At 54.0% G+C, this 17380-nt stretch carries 16 protein-coding genes; 12 read left to right on the top strand and 4 right to left on the bottom strand.

All coding sequences use genetic code 11. From position 1 onward, the window contains the following. Positions 1 to 23: 23 nt before the first annotated feature. The 5 genes from CJO09_RS11190 (at position 24) to CJO09_RS11170 (ending at position 6078) form a co-directional block, all read left to right on the top strand. Entirely contained in the window at positions 24 to 1076 is a 1053-nt protein-coding gene (locus CJO09_RS11190; protein ID WP_119442413.1) for an XdhC family protein, read from the top strand. A gap of 288 nt (positions 1077 to 1364) precedes the next feature. Beyond that, positions 1365 to 2576, top strand: a complete 1212-nt coding sequence (locus CJO09_RS11185; RefSeq protein WP_119442412.1) for an ABC transporter substrate-binding protein — start codon at positions 1365 to 1367, stop codon at positions 2574 to 2576. Between the two features lie 75 nt (positions 2577 to 2651). Further along, positions 2652 to 4568 (top strand): ABC transporter permease, encoded by a 1917-nt coding sequence (locus CJO09_RS11180; RefSeq protein ID WP_119442411.1) that lies wholly within the window; start codon positions 2652 to 2654, stop codon positions 4566 to 4568. After that, positions 4565 to 5347 carry an ABC transporter ATP-binding protein gene (locus tag CJO09_RS11175; protein ID WP_114420344.1) on the top strand — a complete coding sequence of 261 codons (783 nt, stop codon included), beginning with the start codon at positions 4565 to 4567 and terminating at the stop codon, positions 5345 to 5347. The genes CJO09_RS11180 and CJO09_RS11175 overlap by 4 nt, the downstream gene beginning before the upstream one ends. Further along, on the top strand, positions 5344 to 6078 hold the full coding sequence (locus tag CJO09_RS11170) for an ABC transporter ATP-binding protein (RefSeq protein WP_119442410.1): 735 nt from the start codon (positions 5344 to 5346) through the stop codon (positions 6076 to 6078). The genes CJO09_RS11175 and CJO09_RS11170 overlap by 4 nt, the downstream gene beginning before the upstream one ends. Here the strand turns inward: CJO09_RS11170 and CJO09_RS11165 are convergent. After that, positions 6067 to 6693, bottom strand: coding sequence for a 2OG-Fe(II) oxygenase (locus CJO09_RS11165; protein ID WP_119442409.1), 627 nt, complete (start codon positions 6691 to 6693; stop codon positions 6067 to 6069). The genes CJO09_RS11170 and CJO09_RS11165 overlap by 12 nt on opposite strands. Positions 6694 to 6801: 108 nt before the next feature. Here CJO09_RS11165 and CJO09_RS11160 point away from each other — a divergent pair, with 108 nt between their 5' ends. After that, a complete protein-coding gene (locus tag CJO09_RS11160) occupies positions 6802 to 7806 on the top strand; it encodes a ketopantoate reductase family protein (RefSeq protein ID WP_119442408.1) in 1005 nt (334 codons plus the stop codon). Beyond that, the gene (locus tag CJO09_RS11155; RefSeq protein ID WP_119442407.1) at positions 7803 to 8555 is read left to right on the top strand and encodes a class II aldolase/adducin family protein; all 753 of its coding nucleotides are present in this window, start codon (positions 7803 to 7805) and stop codon (positions 8553 to 8555) included. Before CJO09_RS11160 ends, CJO09_RS11155 begins: the two co-directional genes overlap by 4 nt. A gap of 165 nt (positions 8556 to 8720) precedes the next feature. Here the strand turns inward: CJO09_RS11155 and CJO09_RS11150 are convergent, their stop codons facing one another. The 3 genes from CJO09_RS11150 to CJO09_RS11140 all read right to left on the bottom strand — a co-directional run bounded on the left by CJO09_RS11150 (position 8721) and on the right by CJO09_RS11140 (position 12227). Continuing rightward, positions 8721 to 10016: a putative Na+/H+ antiporter gene (locus tag CJO09_RS11150; RefSeq protein WP_119442406.1), complete on the bottom strand. Its 1296-nt coding sequence runs from the start codon at positions 10014 to 10016 to the stop codon at positions 8721 to 8723. 67 nt (positions 10017 to 10083) lie between these two features. Beyond that, complete coding sequence (ubiA, locus tag CJO09_RS11145; protein ID WP_114420513.1) at positions 10084 to 10968, bottom strand: 4-hydroxybenzoate octaprenyltransferase; 885 nt, start codon at positions 10966 to 10968, stop codon at positions 10084 to 10086. Between the two features lie 38 nt (positions 10969 to 11006). After that, on the bottom strand, positions 11007 to 12227 hold the full coding sequence (locus tag CJO09_RS11140; RefSeq protein ID WP_119442405.1) for an aminotransferase-like domain-containing protein: 1221 nt from the start codon (positions 12225 to 12227) through the stop codon (positions 11007 to 11009). Between the two features lie 205 nt (positions 12228 to 12432). Here CJO09_RS11140 and CJO09_RS11135 point away from each other — a divergent pair, with 205 nt between their 5' ends. From CJO09_RS11135 to clsB, 5 genes are read left to right on the top strand one after another with little or no spacing between them, the layout of a single operon-like run. Then, on the top strand, positions 12433 to 12708 hold the full coding sequence (locus CJO09_RS11135; RefSeq protein ID WP_119442404.1) for an FmdB family zinc ribbon protein: 276 nt from the start codon (positions 12433 to 12435) through the stop codon (positions 12706 to 12708). A 45-nt stretch (positions 12709 to 12753) separates the two neighbouring features. Then, on the top strand, positions 12754 to 13377 hold the full coding sequence (locus CJO09_RS11130; protein WP_119442403.1) for a DUF502 domain-containing protein: 624 nt from the start codon (positions 12754 to 12756) through the stop codon (positions 13375 to 13377). A gap of 35 nt (positions 13378 to 13412) precedes the next feature. Further along, positions 13413 to 15206, top strand: a complete 1794-nt coding sequence (aspS, locus tag CJO09_RS11125; RefSeq protein WP_119442402.1) for an aspartate--tRNA ligase — start codon at positions 13413 to 13415, stop codon at positions 15204 to 15206. A 39-nt stretch (positions 15207 to 15245) separates the two neighbouring features. Then, a complete protein-coding gene (locus CJO09_RS11120; RefSeq protein ID WP_114420356.1) occupies positions 15246 to 16106 on the top strand; it encodes an endonuclease/exonuclease/phosphatase family protein in 861 nt (286 codons plus the stop codon). Positions 16107 to 16122: 16 nt separating this feature from the next. After that, positions 16123 to 17367: a cardiolipin synthase ClsB gene (gene clsB / locus CJO09_RS11115; protein ID WP_119442401.1), complete on the top strand. Its 1245-nt coding sequence runs from the start codon at positions 16123 to 16125 to the stop codon at positions 17365 to 17367. Positions 17368 to 17380: the final 13 nt, after the last annotated feature.

Raw genomic sequence — 17380 nt, 5'->3', positions numbered from 1 at the left:
ATGTATTGGTAGCAGGTGAAAGCATGGAGAATCTGGATCTGGTTGTTTTGCGCGCATTGCGTGATTGGCGCCAATCGGGCAAGCGGGCGTTGCTGGCAACGGTTGTGCGCACCTGGGGGTCATCACCCCGCCCGGTTGGATCCATTATGGCCATGTGCGAAGACGGCTCAGTGGTGGGGTCTGTGTCGGGTGGTTGCATTGAAGACGATCTGGTTTTCCGGTTTTCGCAAGCATATGCAGGCAATCCTGAGCAAGAGGAAATGCCGCACGGGCCGCCCCGTTTTCTGAAATATGGCATTAAGGCCGATGAAGCTCACCGGTTTGGCTTGCCGTGCGGAGGAACCCTTGAGCTTCTGCTTGAGTTCGACGCCGACGCCCAGGCGCTGACCACATTAATCACGCAACTGGAAACCGGGCATTTAATGCGTCGTCAAGTTGAGTTGGCAACGGGGCAAGTGCATATAGCGCCCGCCGAGTTGCCGCAAGCTTTGTTAATTGATGATGCTGTGCTGGTCAATACTTTTGGCCCGGCTTACCGCATGTTGCTGATTGGCGCGGGCCAACTGACGGAATATCTTGCCACCATGGCTTTGTTCAATGGGTTTGATGTGACGGTATGCGATCCGCGCGAGGAGTATCGTGGGAGTTGGTCGGTGCCGGGGGTTAAAGTGGTGTCTGACATGCCCGACGATGTCGTTACGGCGTTCAAGGCCGATCGGCGCTCGTGCATTATTGCCTTAACGCACGACCCGAAGCTGGACGATCTGGCCTTGCTGGAAGCATTGGAGACCGAGGCGTTCTACATTGGGGCGATCGGCTCGCGTAGCAATAATACGGCGCGCCGTCAGCGCATGATTGAGCATTTCGATCAAACCGAAGCGTCGTTGCAGCGTTTGCGCGGCCCTATCGGCATTTTTATCGGTAGCAAAACACCCTCTGAAATTGCAGTGAGCATTATGGCGGAAGTGTTGGCGGTTAAAAACGGTGTGACCCTGCCGCGCGATATGGAAGTGGCCTGGGCAAAGGATAAAGCGGGCATTGCTGCGTCGGGCGCCGATATCATGTGTTCAATCTAAGGCATCACGTGCAAAATTCCCTGCACTGAACGTTACAAATAATTACATACTTTAATCAGAAAAGTTAAAAAGGTGGGAAAAACCCACATTGCGCCACGCATTTATTTCCCTTAGTATTTTTTTGTCTTTAGTGCTCACTACAATTATTTTCGGTAGCCGCTACATTTAAGGTGGCCCGAAACTGTTGTACGACGCGGCCTGCGATGGTTGTGTGCATTAATGAAGTCAGTTGTGTAGTGCTGTATTACATGCCTAACCGGCTCATGAAGAGCTATCGGGAGATAAGTGATGAAGTTATTCAAACAAATGACTGTTGCCGCAGCGATGACAGTCGGGTTAGCGGCCTACTCAGGCCACGCCGCCGCAGAGAAAGACACCATTCTTATTGGTGAAATCAACAGCTATAAAACGTTGCCGGCCAACTTGGAGCCCTATAAAAAAGGGTGGGAGCTGGCGCAAGAGCAGGTCAATGCAAAAGGCGGCGTGTTGGGTAAGAAGCTGGAAACCATTTTTCGCGACGACAACGCCAATGCCGGCGATGCTGTGCGAATTGCCGAGGAACTGATTTCACGGGATAACGTCGATATTCTGGCCGGCGTGACGCTATCGCACGTTGGTTTGGCCGTAACCGACTTTGCCAAGCAGCGTGAACGTTTCTTCCTGGCTTCGGGCCCGTTAAGTGACAAAGTGGTGTGGGATAACGGCAACCGTTACACCTACCGCTTGCGTGCAGGTACTCACGCATTGGCCGCGTCCGTTGCGCCTGCTGCGGCAGCTGCAAACAAGAAGCGCTGGGCGCTCATTTACCCTAACTATGAATACGGTCAGGCCGCTGTCGCGTCATTCAAGGCTGAGCTAAAGCGTTTGCAACCCGATGTCGAGTTCGTTGCTGAACAGGCGCCGCCTTTTGGTCGCCTTGATCCAGGACCGGCTGTACAGGCACTGGCTGATGCCAAGCCCGATGCAATTTTCAACGTATTGTTCGGGCCTGACCTCACCAAGTTTGCGCGCGAAGGCAAAACACGGGGTTTGTTCGAAGGACGCACTGTTGTGAGCTTGCTGACGGGCGAGCCTGAATACCTCGACCCACTGCGTGCTGATGCGCCGGACGGCTGGATTGTCACCGGCTATCCCTATACATCAATTGATACGCCGGAGCATGATGCGTTCATCAAGGCCTACGAAGAAAAGTACGATGACTATCCGCGCTTGAATTCGGTGATTGGTTATTCCACGGTTATGGCGCTGGCTGCAGGTATTGAAAAAGCCGGCTCAACCGACACGGAAGCGCTGATCAAGGCTTTCAAGGGACTGGAGTTCGTGACACCGTTTGGCCCGGTTAAGTTCCGTGAACTTGATAACCAGTCGACCATGGGAATTCACGTAGGCAAGTTGGCAGTGGAAAATAACCGCGGCGTGATGCCTGAAGGCGAATACATTCCGGGTGAAGAGTTGCAGCCGCCCGACGACGTTGTCAAGCAATTGCGTAAAGACGGCTAAAAGACCGTCCTAGATGCGGGGGCGCCTTTCAAGCCGGTGTCCCCGCCCATTTGATCTAACCAGCAGCAGGTTCCCATGGATTTCTCAGGATTTTTGGTTCAGCTACTGAACGGCCTGGCAGGCGCGTCGTCGCTTTTTCTGGTCGCCGCAGGGTTGTCATTGATTTTTGGTGTTACCCGCATCGTTAACTTCGCACACGGCTCATTTTATATGGTCGGTATATATGTTGCGTATTCGTTGGTGATGCATTTGGAAGATTCGCTGGGCTTTTGGCCGGCCATTGTTTTGGCGGCGATCCTGGTGGGCGTCTTTGGCGCACTGATTGAAATTTTCCTGTTACGTCGTATTTATCACGCGCCGGAATTGTTCCAGTTGCTGGCCACGTTTGCCGTTGCCTTAATGGTGCGCGATGCCGTTTTATGGTTCTGGGGGCCGGAAGAACTGCTTGGCCCGCGTGCGCCGGGCCTGGAAGGCGCCGTTGAAATTTTGGGCCGGCAGTTTCCCGAATATGACTTGTTCCTGATTGCCGTGGGCCCCGTGTTCCTGGGTTTGTTGTGGTTATTGTTAACACGCACAAAATGGGGCACGCTGGTACGCGCAGCAACGCAAGATCGCTCTATGGTCAGTGCGTTAGGGGTGAACCAAGCCTGGTTGTTTACGGCGGTATTTGCCTTGGGCGCTGCTTTGGCTGCACTGGGCGGCGCTTTGCAACTGCCGCGTGAGCCGGCCAACCTTGAAATGGATATCCATATTATTGGCGCCGCTTTTGTCATCGTGGTGGTGGGTGGCATGGGTTCCATCACCGGTGCTTACATTGCTGCGTTATTAATTGCCGAGCTTAAAGCTATCTGTATGTGGCTGGGTTTGGTCGAAATATTCGGCTTCGAGATTTCATTCTCGAAGCTAACGCTGGTGGTTGAATTCCTGGTGATGGCGGTCGTGTTGATCATCCGACCATGGGGTTTGCTGGGCAGGGCGCCTTCCGCAGGGCATAATGCCAATGCGGGGGAGATGCCGTTGATTCCAGCCAGTAAAGCTTTCAAAATCGGCGCGGCTATTTTGGTATTGTTCCTGGTTGCAACGCCTGAAATTTTCTCGGATTTCCCGTACCTCACCGTACTGCTGAATGACATTCTCATAGCAAGCCTTTTCGCCACCAGTTTGTATTTCATTATGGGTCCGGGCGGCATGCACTCGTTCGGCCATGCGGCTTACTTTGGTTTGGGGGCTTACGGTGCGGCGTTGCTGGTTAAAACGTTGGGCGTCCCCATGGAACTTGCACTGGTCTTAGGGCCGGTTGTTGCCGGCATTGGCGCGCTTATTTTCGGCTGGTTCGCAGTTCGCCTAAGTGGCGTGTACCTGGCCATGTTGACACTGGCCGTCGCCCAGATTGTGTGGGCGGTTGTGTTCCAGTGGGATGACTTTACCGGCGGCAGTAACGGCTTAACCGGTGTGTGGCCGTCGGAATGGTTGTCGGATAAAACCACTTATTACTACCTGACATTGGGGCTCACCCTGGTGGGGATATTGTGGTTGCGACGTGTGTTGTTCTCGCCGTTTGGTTACGCCATGCGGGCCGGTCGAGACTCGCCGCTGCGTGCCGATGCAATTGGCATCAATGTGAAGCGAATTCACTGGTACGGCTTTGTTTACGGCGGTATTGTGGCGGGTCTGGCAGGGTCACTGTTTGCCTTTTCGAAAGGAAGTATTGCGCCCGAGACACTTTATGTAAACCGCTCGATCGACGGCCTGGTCATGGTGTTGCTGGGTGGTATGCAGAACTTGATGGGGCCGATTGTGGGCGCGGTGTCGTTTACGTGGCTGCATGATACGGTGGCGCGCAACACCGATTTCTGGCGCGCCATGTTGGGCGGCATTATCCTGATTCTGGTGCTGCTGTTCCCGCTGGGTATTGCCGGAACCATTAAACAAGTGGTTGAGCATTTCAGTCGTAAGCCGGCTGGGTCAGCGCAAGCCGGGAGGGCATCATGAGTTTGTTATCAGTAACCGGTTTAGGTAAATCGTTCGGCGGGGTAAAAGCCGTTGATGGTATTAATTTCGAATTGCATTCAGGCGAGTTGCTGGCTTTAATCGGGCCCAACGGTGCAGGCAAGTCCACCACTTTCAATATGGTGAATGGGCAGTTGAAAGCAGATCGGGGTTCCATCAAGCTCAATGGTAAAGAGCTCATTGGTATGCCGCCGCGAGATATCTGGCGCATGGGTGTGGGCCGTACATTTCAGATCGCCGCCACCTTTTCTTCGTTTACCGTGGTCGAGAACGTGCAGCTTGCGTTGCTGTCGTCAGATAACCTCTTGCTTGCCACCTGGCGGCGCGCTACCGGCCACAAGCGGCAGGAAGCCATGGATTTGTTGGCGCAGGTGGGTATGGCCGAACAAGCCGATCGACCTTGCAGCGAACTGGCCTATGGTGACGTCAAGCGGGTGGAGTTGGCGATTGCCATTGCCAATGATCCGAAGTTATTGCTTATGGACGAGCCAACAGCGGGCATGGCCCCCAAAGAGCGTAACGACCTTATGGCCCTGACCAAGCAGTTGGTCATCGATCGCGATATGGCCGTGCTTTTCACGGAGCACAGCATGGATGTGGTTTTTGCCTATGCAGATCGCATGATCGTGTTGGCGCGGGGAAGGCTCATTGCCGAAGGCAAGCCGGACGAAATTCGTGACCATCCCAAGGTACAGGAAGTCTACTTCGGCACCGGGAAAACGTTTGAAAAGAAAACATTGCAAAAGGAGTCGGCTGAATGAGCGGCGCGCAAATATTGTTAGAGGCCAAGCGCCTGGAGGCCTGGTATGGCGCGGCTCAAATTCTGTTCGGGTTTGATTTGCATGTGAATCGCGGCGAGGTGGTTGCCCTGATGGGGCGCAATGGAGCCGGCAAATCCACTACGCTTAAAACCATTATGGGGATGCTTGATAAGCGGCGTGGCGACATTCGCTTTCTGGGGCACGATATCTCGAAAACCGAACCGTACCATGCCGCGCGCCTGGGGTTGGCTTTCGTGCCCGAAGACCGCCGCATCTTCACTGACCTGACGGTGATGGAGAATTTGTCGGTAGGGCGTCAGCCCCCCAGAAGCTGGAGTGACGGGAGCGCCGCACCCGAGTGGACCCATGAGCAACTGTTCAAGCTGTTTCCCAATTTGGGCGAAATGCCGCATCGCCCCGGTGGGCGAATGAGCGGTGGCGAACAGCAAATGCTAACGGTCGCCCGTGCGCTAATGGGCAATCCCTTTCTTGTTCTGCTTGATGAGCCCTCCGAAGGGGTTGCTCCGGTGATTGTTGAGCAGATGGTGCAGATGATTATGGAGCTTAAAGAGCGCGGCGTCAGTATTTTGCTTTCTGAGCAGAACATGCATTTTGCCGAGTTGGTGTCCGATCGTGCCTATGTTCTTGAAAAAGGGCAGATGGTCTACCAGGCTTCCATGCAGGAGCTGGCCGACAACGAAGAGGTGCGCCGCGCATACCTAACCGTTTGATAGCAAAAAGTCGTCGCGCAGCCAGCCGGTCAGACTCCAACGGGGTTTGCGCCCCGGCAAGACCTCATGCCAGACCAAATCACTGCGGAAGACAACAAGCCTGCCCGGCGCCGGAATAAGCCGGGTGGCTTGTTCAATCGGGGTGTTTTCGGGTCCATACAGGCACAACTCTCCGCCGTCGTCGGCCGTCCAGTTTTCGTTCAGGTATAAAACGACTGAGATCTTTCGGTGTGGGTTGTTACGATGCTGATCCAGGTGTTTTTTATAGCCAAAGCCTGGTTCGTAATGGGCAAAGTGAAACTCCTGGCTGCGTAAACCCAGAAAGTAAGTCGCATTCAGTGTGTTCTGCAGGTGGGTGGCGAAAGCCAGAAAATCCTGTATGGCCGCCTGTGGCATGTGTGCGTCAAGCCAGCATATCTGGTCGCCCCGTATTACCGGGTCGGCCTTTTTTGTGGCCAGATGGCCGATATGGGCGGCGTGGAAAAGACCACGCTTCCAAAACAGGCCCGCAATGTCCAGTAACTGGGCCCGCAATGAGTCGCAAATGAGTGTGTCGCAATAGGCCCAGCCCTGTGTTTCCAGGTCGTTTAGAAAGCCTTCGGGAAGTGTATCCAAAGTGATGCGCCTAAAGTCAGAAGTTTAAGCGATCTTGTTGGTGCGGCGGAATATTTCAAGAGTAAAATATTTTTAGAACAATAACGATTCGACGCCCAAGGAGGTTAAATGGCAAATGCAGGAACGTTAAAGGTATGTGTTGCCGGTGCGGGCGCGATTGGTTGTACGGTTGCTGCACGGCTGGCCATGGCCGGAGTCTCTGTAAATGTGTTGGCGCGTGGCGCCGCCTTAAAGGCAATTACCGCAAATGGGATTACGCTTGCCGATCTTGAAGGCGAACACCTCGCTCCGGTGCGGGCTAGCAGCCGGGCAGGCGAGTTTGGCGTGCAAGATATTATTTTTGTTTGTACGAAAGCGCAGTCGTTGGCCCGAATTCTGCCCGACTTGCAGCCTATTATCGGGCCGGATACCGTGGTGGTTCCTATGGTGAATGGCGTACCGTGGTGGTACTTTCACGGTATCGGGGGGCAATTCGATGGCCGCACGGTGCAGGCGCTCGATTCAAGCGGCGAACTGGCGAAGATGGTTCCGCTCAAGCATGTGGTGGGATGTGTGGTGTTTATTACTTCGGAAGTGACGGCACCCGGGGTGGTGAAGTCGTCCACACCGCATCTGCTGATTTTTGGTGAACCGAACAATACGTATTCAGCACGACTTGATCGAATAAAAACAGTGTTCGAGGCCAGTGGGATTGAAGCGCGGGTAACCGACCAAATTCGCGACCCGCTGTGGGCCAAAATGATTGCCAATTTAACGTCCAACCCACTGTCTGTGGTGGCGCGAGCCACACTGCAGGATATTTACACTGATCCTGGTTTAAAGCGTATTGCGATCAAGATCCTGCACGAGGGGTTAACGGTGGCTGCTGCGTATGGGGCCCGAATTCAGTATGACCCTCATACGTTCATGGAGCTGGCGGCCGGCATGGGTGCGGTGCGAACGTCCATGCTGCAGGATTTCGACAAGGGCATCACACTTGAACTGGCGGCGATTGGCGATGCGTTTATGGAGTTGGCAGACCTGATGGATATTGCCATGCCGGTTACGCGCGATATTGTGTCGATGGCGCGGTTTTTAGGGCAACAGCGTGAAATAGAGGTGGTAAACGCATGACAAGCATGAAACAAACCATTGATTGCACCGACCAAGAGTGGGACCGGCGCGAAAAGCTTGCCTATTGTTATCGGTTGGTGGATTTTTTTGGATGGACGGAAACGATCTTCAATCATATTTCCTTGCGTCTGCCGGACCATCATTACCTGGTGAATCCCTTCGGGCTAAATTACAGTGAAGTCACCCCGGCGAATCTTTTGAAAGTCGATCTTGAAGGCAATAAGGCGGTTCCTTCAGAGTTCGATGCAAATCCCGCCGGTTTTGCCCTTCACAGTGCAGTGCATGGTGCCCGCGAAGATATTCAGTGCTTGATTCATACGCACACGACCCCTATTTCAGCTGTAGCGCAAAAGCAAGCCGGCTTTGATCACAATAACTTTTATGGTGCGCAGTTGTTCGGTCGTGTGGCGTATCACGATTTTGAAGGGATTACGCTTTTCGACGATGAAAAGGCGCGTATGCTAAGCAGCCTTGGAAGCAAGCATGTGCTGGTTCTGCGCAATCACGGGGTGGCGGTGGGCGAACGTTCCGTTGAAACGGCATTCTTCTTGCTTTGGACAGTGCAACGCGCGGCCGAAATTCAGTGTCAGGCGGCGTCGATGCAGGGTGAGGAAACGGTGTTGGCGAATGAGGTGCGTCAACGGTGCGCCGACCTAACCGCTATGTTGATTCGTGAAGGTGCTTTCGCCGACCGTTTTTTTAACGCAATGGTGCGTAAAATGCATGAAGAAAAAGGCGCCTCGTGGTAGCGCCCTTAATAATGGGATGGCTGGGTACTTGAATGACAACCGGTGAAGTAATTGTTCTTGCCCTGCTGGGCGCGGGTTTGATTTGTTCCATTACACTTTTTGTGTGGCTTGTGCGCATGCTGCGCAAAGACCGTTCGAACAAATAACCCGCGCGCCCTTCAGCGATTAGCTGAAAGAATTCGGCAGCAGGAACATGAAGGCGGCAATGAACGTCGGCACCAGTGCCGACAGCAACAACTTCAAGGGCGAAATGGCGCCATCGGGAAAGGTGCCTTTCAAAATGGCAAAGCCGGCCGGGTTGGGGGCGTTGGCAATCACCGTTAAGCCACCGCCGGTTACCGCGCCCGCCACCAGCATATAGCGCCACAGGTCGCTGGTGCCTTCCACCAAAGAACCCAGATACGTCAGTGCGGCGTTGTCGGTAAGGGCCGTTAAAGCCGTTGCACCCCAGAACAGTATGGTGGGCGAAAGGCCGCCCAGCAGGTCTTGCAGCCACCATTTTTGCATGCCACCCAGAACAACCAGGCCGGCCAGGAAGAAGCCAACCATTAAGCCTTCTTTAATGAGCAACTGGTTCTGGAAACGCTTGTACGCTTCGGCATAGCCGATAAACAGCATCAGCAGGCCCAGGAACATGGCTGGGTGGTGAGCAGTAAGAACAATGGCTACCAGGAAGGCCAGGTGAATGGCCATGACGATAAGTGGCGCACGAGGGCGACGGTTGGAGCCTTCGTCGTCTTCGTTAACGCCACGGCCTGTGCCGATTTCCTTGCTAACCAGGTACTTGCGCACAATCAGGGTAAGCAGGGTGGCGTTGATAAAGACTGCAATAATGGCACGCCAGCCGAAGTGGGTGCTCATGTAGGCGGTATCCCAGCCGAAAGTGGACGCCACCATGAGTACGGGAGGGGCTGCATAAGCGGTTAGCACCCCGCCAATGGAAATGTTAACGAACAACACACCGAGCGTCATGTACTTGAAACCGGACTGCCCAGAGCGACGGAAGTAAGCGTCGCGCAACAATAGGGCGGCCAAGGTCATGGCGGCGGGCTCGGTAATGAATGAGCCGGCCAGTGGCACGATCGACATGGTGACGAAGAACATGGCCACTTCCATACGCATGGGCAGGAGTCGGGCAATGTATCGAACGGATACACCGACTAAATCAAGGATCGGTTTACTGGCCGCCACCACCATAATGGCAAAGACGAAAGCCGGCTCGGTGAAGTTTCGCGAGTCGATATAGCTGACGGCATCGGATGCGCCGACACTGACAATCATGAAGACAACTAACGCGAATGCCCATACGCCGAATACGGCTTCGACCTCGGCCAACATATGCCAAAGGCCTGAATGGGGTCCGTTTTTGTTTGCCAGCCGGGCGAAAACCGGAACTGAAAAGGTATGGATAATGGCAACGGCAAAAAGAAAGGTTGCCAGTGCTTCGATAAAACTGGGCATGAATCGAACCTTTTTGTTAGGCGCCAGGCGTGTTGGCCTGGCCGCCGGTTTTATGATGAATTAAATGCTAAAGCAGTGTGCCTGCGAGCGACGCCGCAATGATTAACACGCCGACCACCATATTCGACCTGAACAACATGAAATTATGGTCGGGGCGTGAAATACTGAAAACATACATTTGCCAGGCAAAGTGTGCGCCAATAACCGCCATGATCACAAAATAGGGCCAGGATAAATTCAGCGCAAAACCACTGTAAATCCACAGCGCCAGCGTGACGGCGTAAATACCGCTGATCCATAGTTTACCGTGTTCTGCGAACCGCATGGCGGCCGACTTCACGCCGAGTTTCAGGTCGTCATGGACGTCGACATAAGCGTAAATGGTGTCGTAACCCACTTGCCATAGAACCGCACCCACCCAAAGGGCAATGCCTGCCGGGGGGATCGTGTTTTGGGTGTCGGACCACGCCATTAACATACCCCAGTTAAAGCCAATGCCCAGCACAACTTGCGGCCAATAAGTGAACCGCTTGCACAGCGGGTAGATAATCACGATGGGGACGAGTGCCAGCGCCAGCCACCGGCTGTATTCGTTAATAGCCAGCAATAAAAGGGCGCACACCACCAATTGGGCAACTAAAAAAACAAGCGCTTGCTTAAGGGTGATCTGGCCGCTGGTTAGGGGCCGGAAACGGGTGCGCTCCACCATTTTGTCGATGTCGCGATCGAAAATATCATTAATGGTGCAACCAACGCCGCGCATGAGCAGCGCGCCCAGCGAGAAAATAAACAGCCGGAAGAGGGTGGGCCAGCCATCGGCGGCCTGTACCAAGGCGGCCAGGCAAGGCAGCAGGGTTAGCCAAGTTCCTACTGGCCGGTCGAGGCGGCACAGGCGCGCATACGGCCCCCAGGAAGCAGGCAAATAGTGCGCGACCCAGTCGTCGTGACGCATGTCCGACAGGTCGGGCAGGCCCGGATCACGTCCGGTTTTCACGCTGCTTTGCTGACCGCGCTTTCAGCGATAAGGCGGCCCAGAATTTCGATGCCTTCCCGAATCCGTTCTTTTGAGACGGTGACAAAACTTAAGCGTAAGGTGTTGCGCACAGGTTCGGCGCCGGCATAGAACGGTTCACCCGGCACAAATGCAACATGTTTCTTGATGGCGCGGCTAAGCAGTTCGTAGGCGTCGATGTGTTCGGGCAGCGTTACCCAAATGAACATCCCGCCTTCGGGGCGTGTCCACTTGGCCGATGCAGGGAAAAACTCTTGCATGGCTTCCAGCATATAGCCGCATTGTTCTTTGTAAATTTCACGCACCGCCGGCAAATGAAAGTTCAGGAAACCTTCGTGGATTGTTTCGTAAACCGCCATTTGGGTTAGCGTGGCCGTATGCAGGTCGGTGGCCTGTTTAATTTGCACCAGTTTGGCAATAATGGCTTCCGGCGCCACGATATAGCCCAGACGCAGGCCCGGCGCCAGTACTTTCGAAAAGCTGCCCAGCCGGATCACGGTAGCCCCAACTTCCCGCCCCAGGCCTAATAACCCGGGCAGTGGTTCGCCGGCGTAACGCAGGTCGCCGTATGGGTCGTCTTCAATAATGGGCAGGTTTGCTTCGGCACAGCGCTTCACGAGTGCTTTGCGACGCTCCAGGTTCAAAGTGCGCCCTGTTGGGTTCTGGAAGTTCGGCAGGGCGTAGATGAAGCGGGCATGTGCAACGCGATCGTCTGTCAGGCCTTCCGGAATGAGGCCTTTGTCGTCGGTTGGGACCGCAACGTAGTTTGGTTCGTAAAGCGAAAACGATTGCAGCGCGCCAAGATAGCTGGGCGCCTCGACCAATACTTTGCTGCCGGGGTCGATAAAGAGCTTTCCAAGCAGGTCGAGCGCCTGTTGCGAGCCGGAGACGATCAGAACCTGGTCGACATTGACATCGTGAGCCCCCACACGCTTCAAATCTTGCGCCACCCATTCGCGCAGCGGGCGATAGCCTTCCGTGGGCCCATATTGCAGCGCGGCCTTTCCGTTATGGTTCAACACCTTTTCATAAGCGGCGTAAATTATGTCGATAGGAAAGCCCTTAGGGGCGGGCAGCCCGCCGGCAAAAGAAATAATTTCCGGTCGCTCAGTGACTTTAAGAATTTCACGAATCGTTGAGCTGGTAATTTTTTGCGCGCGTTGTGAAAACGTATAGGGTTGGGGGTTCAGGCTCGTCATCCCGCTGTTCCTAAAAAAAAGGATTTGAACCCCTTAGGATACTGCAACTTTTGTTTGGTTGCTTGCAATTGGCGCTTTAAACCCCATCTAGGTCGAGACACGTTTTATTTGTAACGGGTCGAACAGGAGCAAATCGGCAAAAACCGCTAAAATCTGTCGGTTTGGCTGGCTCAGTCGTCAATTCTTGTTTCTTAGGGGTGTTCTCGTGCCTATTTATGCTTATCGGTGCACAGACTGCGGTCACGCGCAAGATGTGTTGCAGAAAATGTCTGACTCTCCGTTAACCGATTGTCCTGCCTGCGGCAAATCAACTTATGCCAAGCAGGTCACCGCTGCCGGTTTTCAATTGAAAGGGTCGGGCTGGTACGTAACGGATTTCCGCAATAACGGAACCAAGCCCGCAAGTGCTGCGGCGGCATCCGAGAGCTCGGGTTCGGGCTCATCGGCGTCTGGCACATCAACTTCAACCCCGGCGGCTTGATTTTCTTTACTCGCTTGCCACCAGGCGCCCGAGATAGGCAAGGTTATGCGCGGCTTTAAACGTTATTTCGTCACCGGGTTGCTGATTTGGATCCCGCTTGTTATCACGATCTGGGTTTTGGCGCTGGTCTTTACAACGCTGGAAAGCGTGGTGCCCGCGTTTCTGACGTCTCAGTCGTTGTTCGGTTATGCCATCCCGGGCTTTCAACTGTTATTGGTTATTGTTGTTGTGTTTTTAACGGGGCTGGCCGGCGCCAATTTTATCGGCCAGGCCCTGGTCGGACGCTGGGAATGGTTGCTGGGTCGGATCCCTTTGGTGCGTTCCATTTATAATTCGGTCAAACAGGTTAGTGATACTGTTTTATCGCCCAGCGGGCAAGCCTTCCGTGAAGCTGTCCTGGTCCAGTACCCCCGTCAGGGCGCCTGGACCATTGCTTTTTTAACCGGTGCGCCCGGTGGTGAGGTGGCCGATAAGCTTGGTCCGGGGTATGTGAGTGTTTATGTGCCAACCACCCCTAATCCCACATCAGGTTTTTTTCTGATGCTGCCGCGTGACGATGTTCATGTACTTAACATGAGCGTCGACACGGCGCTTAAGTATATTGTGTCCATGGGTGTGGTTGCACCCGGGGGCAGCGTGCCGTCCGACACCGAAAACAAGAAGTCTTGATTAAACCAAAACGAATTAATACGGAGTATTCCCACATGCGTACTTGCTACACCGGCGAGGTTGGTCGCGATCAACTGGACCAAACCGTCACCTTGTTTGGCTGGGTGCATCGTCGTCGCGATCATGGTGGCGTAATTTTTATCGACTTGCGTGACCGCGCAGGGCTGGCCCAGGTTGTGGTGGATCCCGATAACGTAGAGGCGTTCGCGACCGCTGAGCGCATTCGTAATGAATATTGCCTGAAGCTTACCGGTCTAGTACGTTTGCGCCCTGAAGGCACCACCAATGCCGATCTGGCCTCGGGCGACGTTGAGATTTTGTGTCGTGATATTGAAATCCTGAATGCCTCGGTTACACCGCCGTTTCAGCTGGACGATGAAAATCTTTCAGAGACCACCCGACTCACTCACCGTGTACTCGATTTGCGTCGCCCGCAAATGCAGCGCAACCTAATGCTTCGCTATCGCGTTTCAATGGCAGTGCGCCGCTATCTGGATGACCTGGGTTTTGTGGATATTGAAACTCCGATGTTGACTAAAAGCACACCGGAAGGGGCGCGCGATTACCTGGTTCCTTCGCGCGTGAATGCGGGCGAGTTTTTTGCTTTGCCGCAGTCGCCCCAGCTGTTCAAGCAGATGTTAATGGTGTCCGGGTTTGACCGTTATTACCAAATTACCAAATGCTTTCGCGACGAAGACTTGCGCGCAGACCGGCAGCCGGAGTTCACCCAGATCGACTGCGAAACCTCTTTCCTGAATGAAGAGCAAATTCGCGAGATATTCGAAGGTTTGATGCGTCATGTCTTCAAGACAGTGCAAGACGTTGATTTGCCTGAATCCTTCCCCACTATGACCTGGGCCGAGGCGATGCGCCGTTTCGGTTCCGACAAGCCAGACCTGCGGGTTAAGCTGGAGTTCACCGATATCTCCGACATTATGAAAGAGGTTGAGTTCAAGGTTTTCTCCGCTCCTGCGAACGATGAGGCCTGCCGTGTCGTGGCCATGCGGGTGCGGGGTGGTGGCAGCCTGCCTCGCAGTGAGATCGATGCTTACACACGATTCGTGGGCATCTATGGCGCCAAGGGCTTGGCTTACATCAAGGTTAACGATGCGGCCGCGATTCCCGAAGGCTTGCAGTCGCCTATCGTGAAAAATATTCATCAGCAGGCGCTAACGGCGCTTATTGAGCGCACCGGCGCCCAATCGGGTGATCTGATCTTCTTCGGTGCAGATAAAACCAAAGTGGTGAACGATGCAATGGGTGCTTTGCGCGTGAAAATCGGTCACAGTGATTTCGGTAAAGAGAACGGTTTGTTCGAAAGTGGATGGAAGCCGCTTTGGGTGGTTGATTTTCCCATGTTCGAGTACGACACTGAAGAGGGCCGCTATTTCGCCGCCCACCATCCGTTTACCAGCCCGAAAGACGGTCACGAAGAACTCTTGGAATCCGAACCTGGTGCGGCGCTGGCCAAAGCGTACGATATGGTACTTAATGGTTGGGAAGTGGGCGGGGGTTCCGTGCGTATTCACCGTGCCGACGTGCAAAGCAAGGTGTTCCGTGCTTTGAATATCGGCCCGGAAGAAGCGCAGGAAAAATTTGGCTTCCTGCTCGACGCCCTGCAATACGGCGCGCCCCCGCATGGTGGGGTGGCGTTCGGTCTGGATCGGCTGGTCACCATGATGACCGGCTCCGAATCAATTCGCGACGTTATTGCCTTCCCTAAAACCCAACGTGCGCAATGCCTCCTTACCCAGGCACCGTCGCCGGTTGATGAAAAGCAACTGCGCGAATTGCATATTCGTTTGCGTAAGGTGGAAAGCCCTTCATAAGGGTGTAACGTGATGTCGTAAATCGCAAAGGGGTTGGCCGTGTCCGTACTTAGAGTTGTCAGTTACAACATTCATAAGGGGCGTTCGGCCATGGGAGCCCGCGAGTCATTGTCGCAGTTGCGGCTAGGGCTTTACGGCTTGCGCCCCGATCTGTTGTTCCTGCAGGAAGTTCAAGGCCGCAATCAGCGTCAATCCACACTCGATGCGCAACACGAGTCGTTGGCAGCCGCGTTAAACATGCAGGTATGTTACGGCTGCAACGCGGTTCGTAAACATACCGATCATGGGAATGCGCTGCTGTCGCGTTTTCCGGTATTGAATTATGAAAACGAAGATGTCTCGGATCACCGTTTGGAGCAACGCGGTTTGCTGCACGCAATTTTGTCTATTAACGATCAAGATGTGCATTGCTTCGTTGTTCATCTGGGTTTGTTCGCGGGAGGGCGCTCGCGTCAGACTCAGGCGTTGGTTGACCGGATTAAACGTCTTGTTCCTGCACACGCCCCTTTACTTATCGCCGGTGACTTCAATGACTGGAACAATCGTCTGGCACCGATGTTCGTTAAACAATTAAACCTTTATGAAGTGTTTTCGGTGGCGCCTCATGCCGCTCAAACGGGGCCGCTTACTTTGCCTGAGTCCTTTCGTAACCTGGGCCAATCGTTTCGCATGTTCGGCAGCCATAATCCGTTACCGCGCAAATCCCGTGAATTGGGTGTAAACGGCCTGGCCCGCATGACTCCGCCGCCGCGCACTTTTCCTGCTGTTTTTCCCTGGTTTCGTCTCGACCGTATTTATCAGCGCGGGTTCGCGGTGCGCCACGCCCGTGTTCTGCATGGCAAGCCCTGGACGCAGCTGTCGGATCATGCCCCTATCCTGACGGAACTGGAATTACCCTGAAGGGCAAGGAGGCGCTATGCGATTGCGTTCAGGAGCCCGGCATTATGCTGATTTCGCCCTTTGGCGTGAGGGCAATGAAATTGCTTTATTGCAGAACGGTCAGGCCTATTTCCCGGCTTTATGCGAGGAAATTGATCAAGCCTGCTATAGCGTTCATCTTGAAACCTATATCTTCAATCTTGATGAAACGGGTTATGGTGTTTTACGCCATTTGTCTCAGGCCTGTGAGCGAGGCGTAAAAGTGCGTGTTGTGGTTGATGGTTTTGGCAGCTTTGAGCATATTCCCGAGTTACAGCGCCGATTTTCGGCAATGGGTGCTCAATTTCGCGTTTACCGGCCCGAACCGCGCGGAATAGGTTCGTATCGTTTCAGTTTGCGCCGATTGCGGCGTTTGCATCGCAAAGTGGTGGTTATCGACCAGGAGCTTGCCTTCGTAGGCGGCATTAATGTGCACGATGATTTGGTTGATGTGCCTATCGATGGTTATGGCCCGAAACCGCGTTTTGATTTTGCGGTACGGGTTCAAGGCCCTGTGGTGAATGATTTGCGCGATGCCCAAGTTGCACTATGGGCCAAAATGGCTTGGCGCCAACGCGAGAACTGGGCCTCTTTTTACAAGCGTTTGCGTTCCTGGCGCCGTAGAAGGGGCGGCGTTTCAGATCGTGCCAAAAAGGGGGCGGGTTCATTGCGCGCGGCGGTACTCTTTCGGGACAACGTGCGTTATCGCAAGTTAATTGAACATGCCTATATCAGCGCCATTAATCGTGCGACGCAGTATGTGTTGATTGCCAATTCCTATTTTTTACCGAGCAGGGCTTTGAAAAAGGCTTTGCAAGACGCCGCAGCCCGGCGCGTTTGCGTGCGTTTGCTTTTGCAGGGGCGCTCCGAGTACGCGTTGCAGTTTCGCGCCTGCCGGAGCATGTATGGCACTTTGCTGGCACAAGGTATCGAAATCTATGAGTACTTGCCAAGTTATCTGCATGCCAAAGTTGCAGTGATCGACGACCGGGCGATGGTTGGTTCGGCCAATATGGATCCATTCAGTTTGTTATTGGCCAGGGAGGCCAACGTCTATATTGATGACAAGGATTTTGCCCGCGATTTGCGGCTTCGTTTGGAAGCGGAGATAAAGTCAAGCAGCCAACACGTTACACCCCTTGTGTGGGAGAAAGTATCATGGTGGACTCGCTGGCTTGACGCCGGGGCTCACGCTTTGTTACGAATGGGTGTGGCTTTAACCGGGCGTTCAGCCGAATATTAACGCTGTATCGTTG

This window comes from Neopusillimonas maritima (assembly GCF_003576595.1).
In the GTDB taxonomy this organism is placed as follows: Bacteria; Pseudomonadota; Gammaproteobacteria; order Burkholderiales; family Burkholderiaceae_B; genus Neopusillimonas; species Neopusillimonas maritima.
The sequence above is the reverse complement of the archived record's forward strand: the minus strand, read 5'-3'. Positions and strand labels throughout refer to the sequence as shown.

What these genes read in the sequence shown, in the direction of transcription:
- CJO09_RS11190 (WP_119442413.1), top strand. Translation starts at nt 24, where the DNA reads ATGGAGAATCTGGATCTGGTTGTTTTGCGCGCATTGCGTGATTGGCGC.
- CJO09_RS11185 (WP_119442412.1), top strand. Translation starts at nt 1,365, where the DNA reads ATGAAGTTATTCAAACAAATGACTGTTGCCGCAGCGATGACAGTCGGG.
- CJO09_RS11180 (WP_119442411.1), top strand. Translation starts at nt 2,652, where the DNA reads ATGGATTTCTCAGGATTTTTGGTTCAGCTACTGAACGGCCTGGCAGGC.
- CJO09_RS11175 (WP_114420344.1), top strand. Translation starts at nt 4,565, where the DNA reads ATGAGTTTGTTATCAGTAACCGGTTTAGGTAAATCGTTCGGCGGGGTA.
- CJO09_RS11170 (WP_119442410.1), top strand. Translation starts at nt 5,344, where the DNA reads ATGAGCGGCGCGCAAATATTGTTAGAGGCCAAGCGCCTGGAGGCCTGG.
- CJO09_RS11160 (WP_119442408.1), top strand. Translation starts at nt 6,802, where the DNA reads ATGGCAAATGCAGGAACGTTAAAGGTATGTGTTGCCGGTGCGGGCGCG.
- CJO09_RS11155 (WP_119442407.1), top strand. Translation starts at nt 7,803, where the DNA reads ATGACAAGCATGAAACAAACCATTGATTGCACCGACCAAGAGTGGGAC.
- CJO09_RS11150 (WP_119442406.1), bottom strand. Translation starts at nt 10,016, where the DNA reads ATGCCCAGTTTTATCGAAGCACTGGCAACCTTTCTTTTTGCCGTTGCC.
- ubiA (WP_114420513.1), bottom strand. Translation starts at nt 10,968, where the DNA reads ATGCGTCACGACGACTGGGTCGCGCACTATTTGCCTGCTTCCTGGGGG.
- CJO09_RS11140 (WP_119442405.1), bottom strand. Translation starts at nt 12,227, where the DNA reads ATGACGAGCCTGAACCCCCAACCCTATACGTTTTCACAACGCGCGCAA.
- CJO09_RS11130 (WP_119442403.1), top strand. Translation starts at nt 12,754, where the DNA reads ATGCGCGGCTTTAAACGTTATTTCGTCACCGGGTTGCTGATTTGGATC.
- aspS (WP_119442402.1), top strand. Translation starts at nt 13,413, where the DNA reads ATGCGTACTTGCTACACCGGCGAGGTTGGTCGCGATCAACTGGACCAA.
- clsB (WP_119442401.1), top strand. Translation starts at nt 16,123, where the DNA reads ATGCGATTGCGTTCAGGAGCCCGGCATTATGCTGATTTCGCCCTTTGG.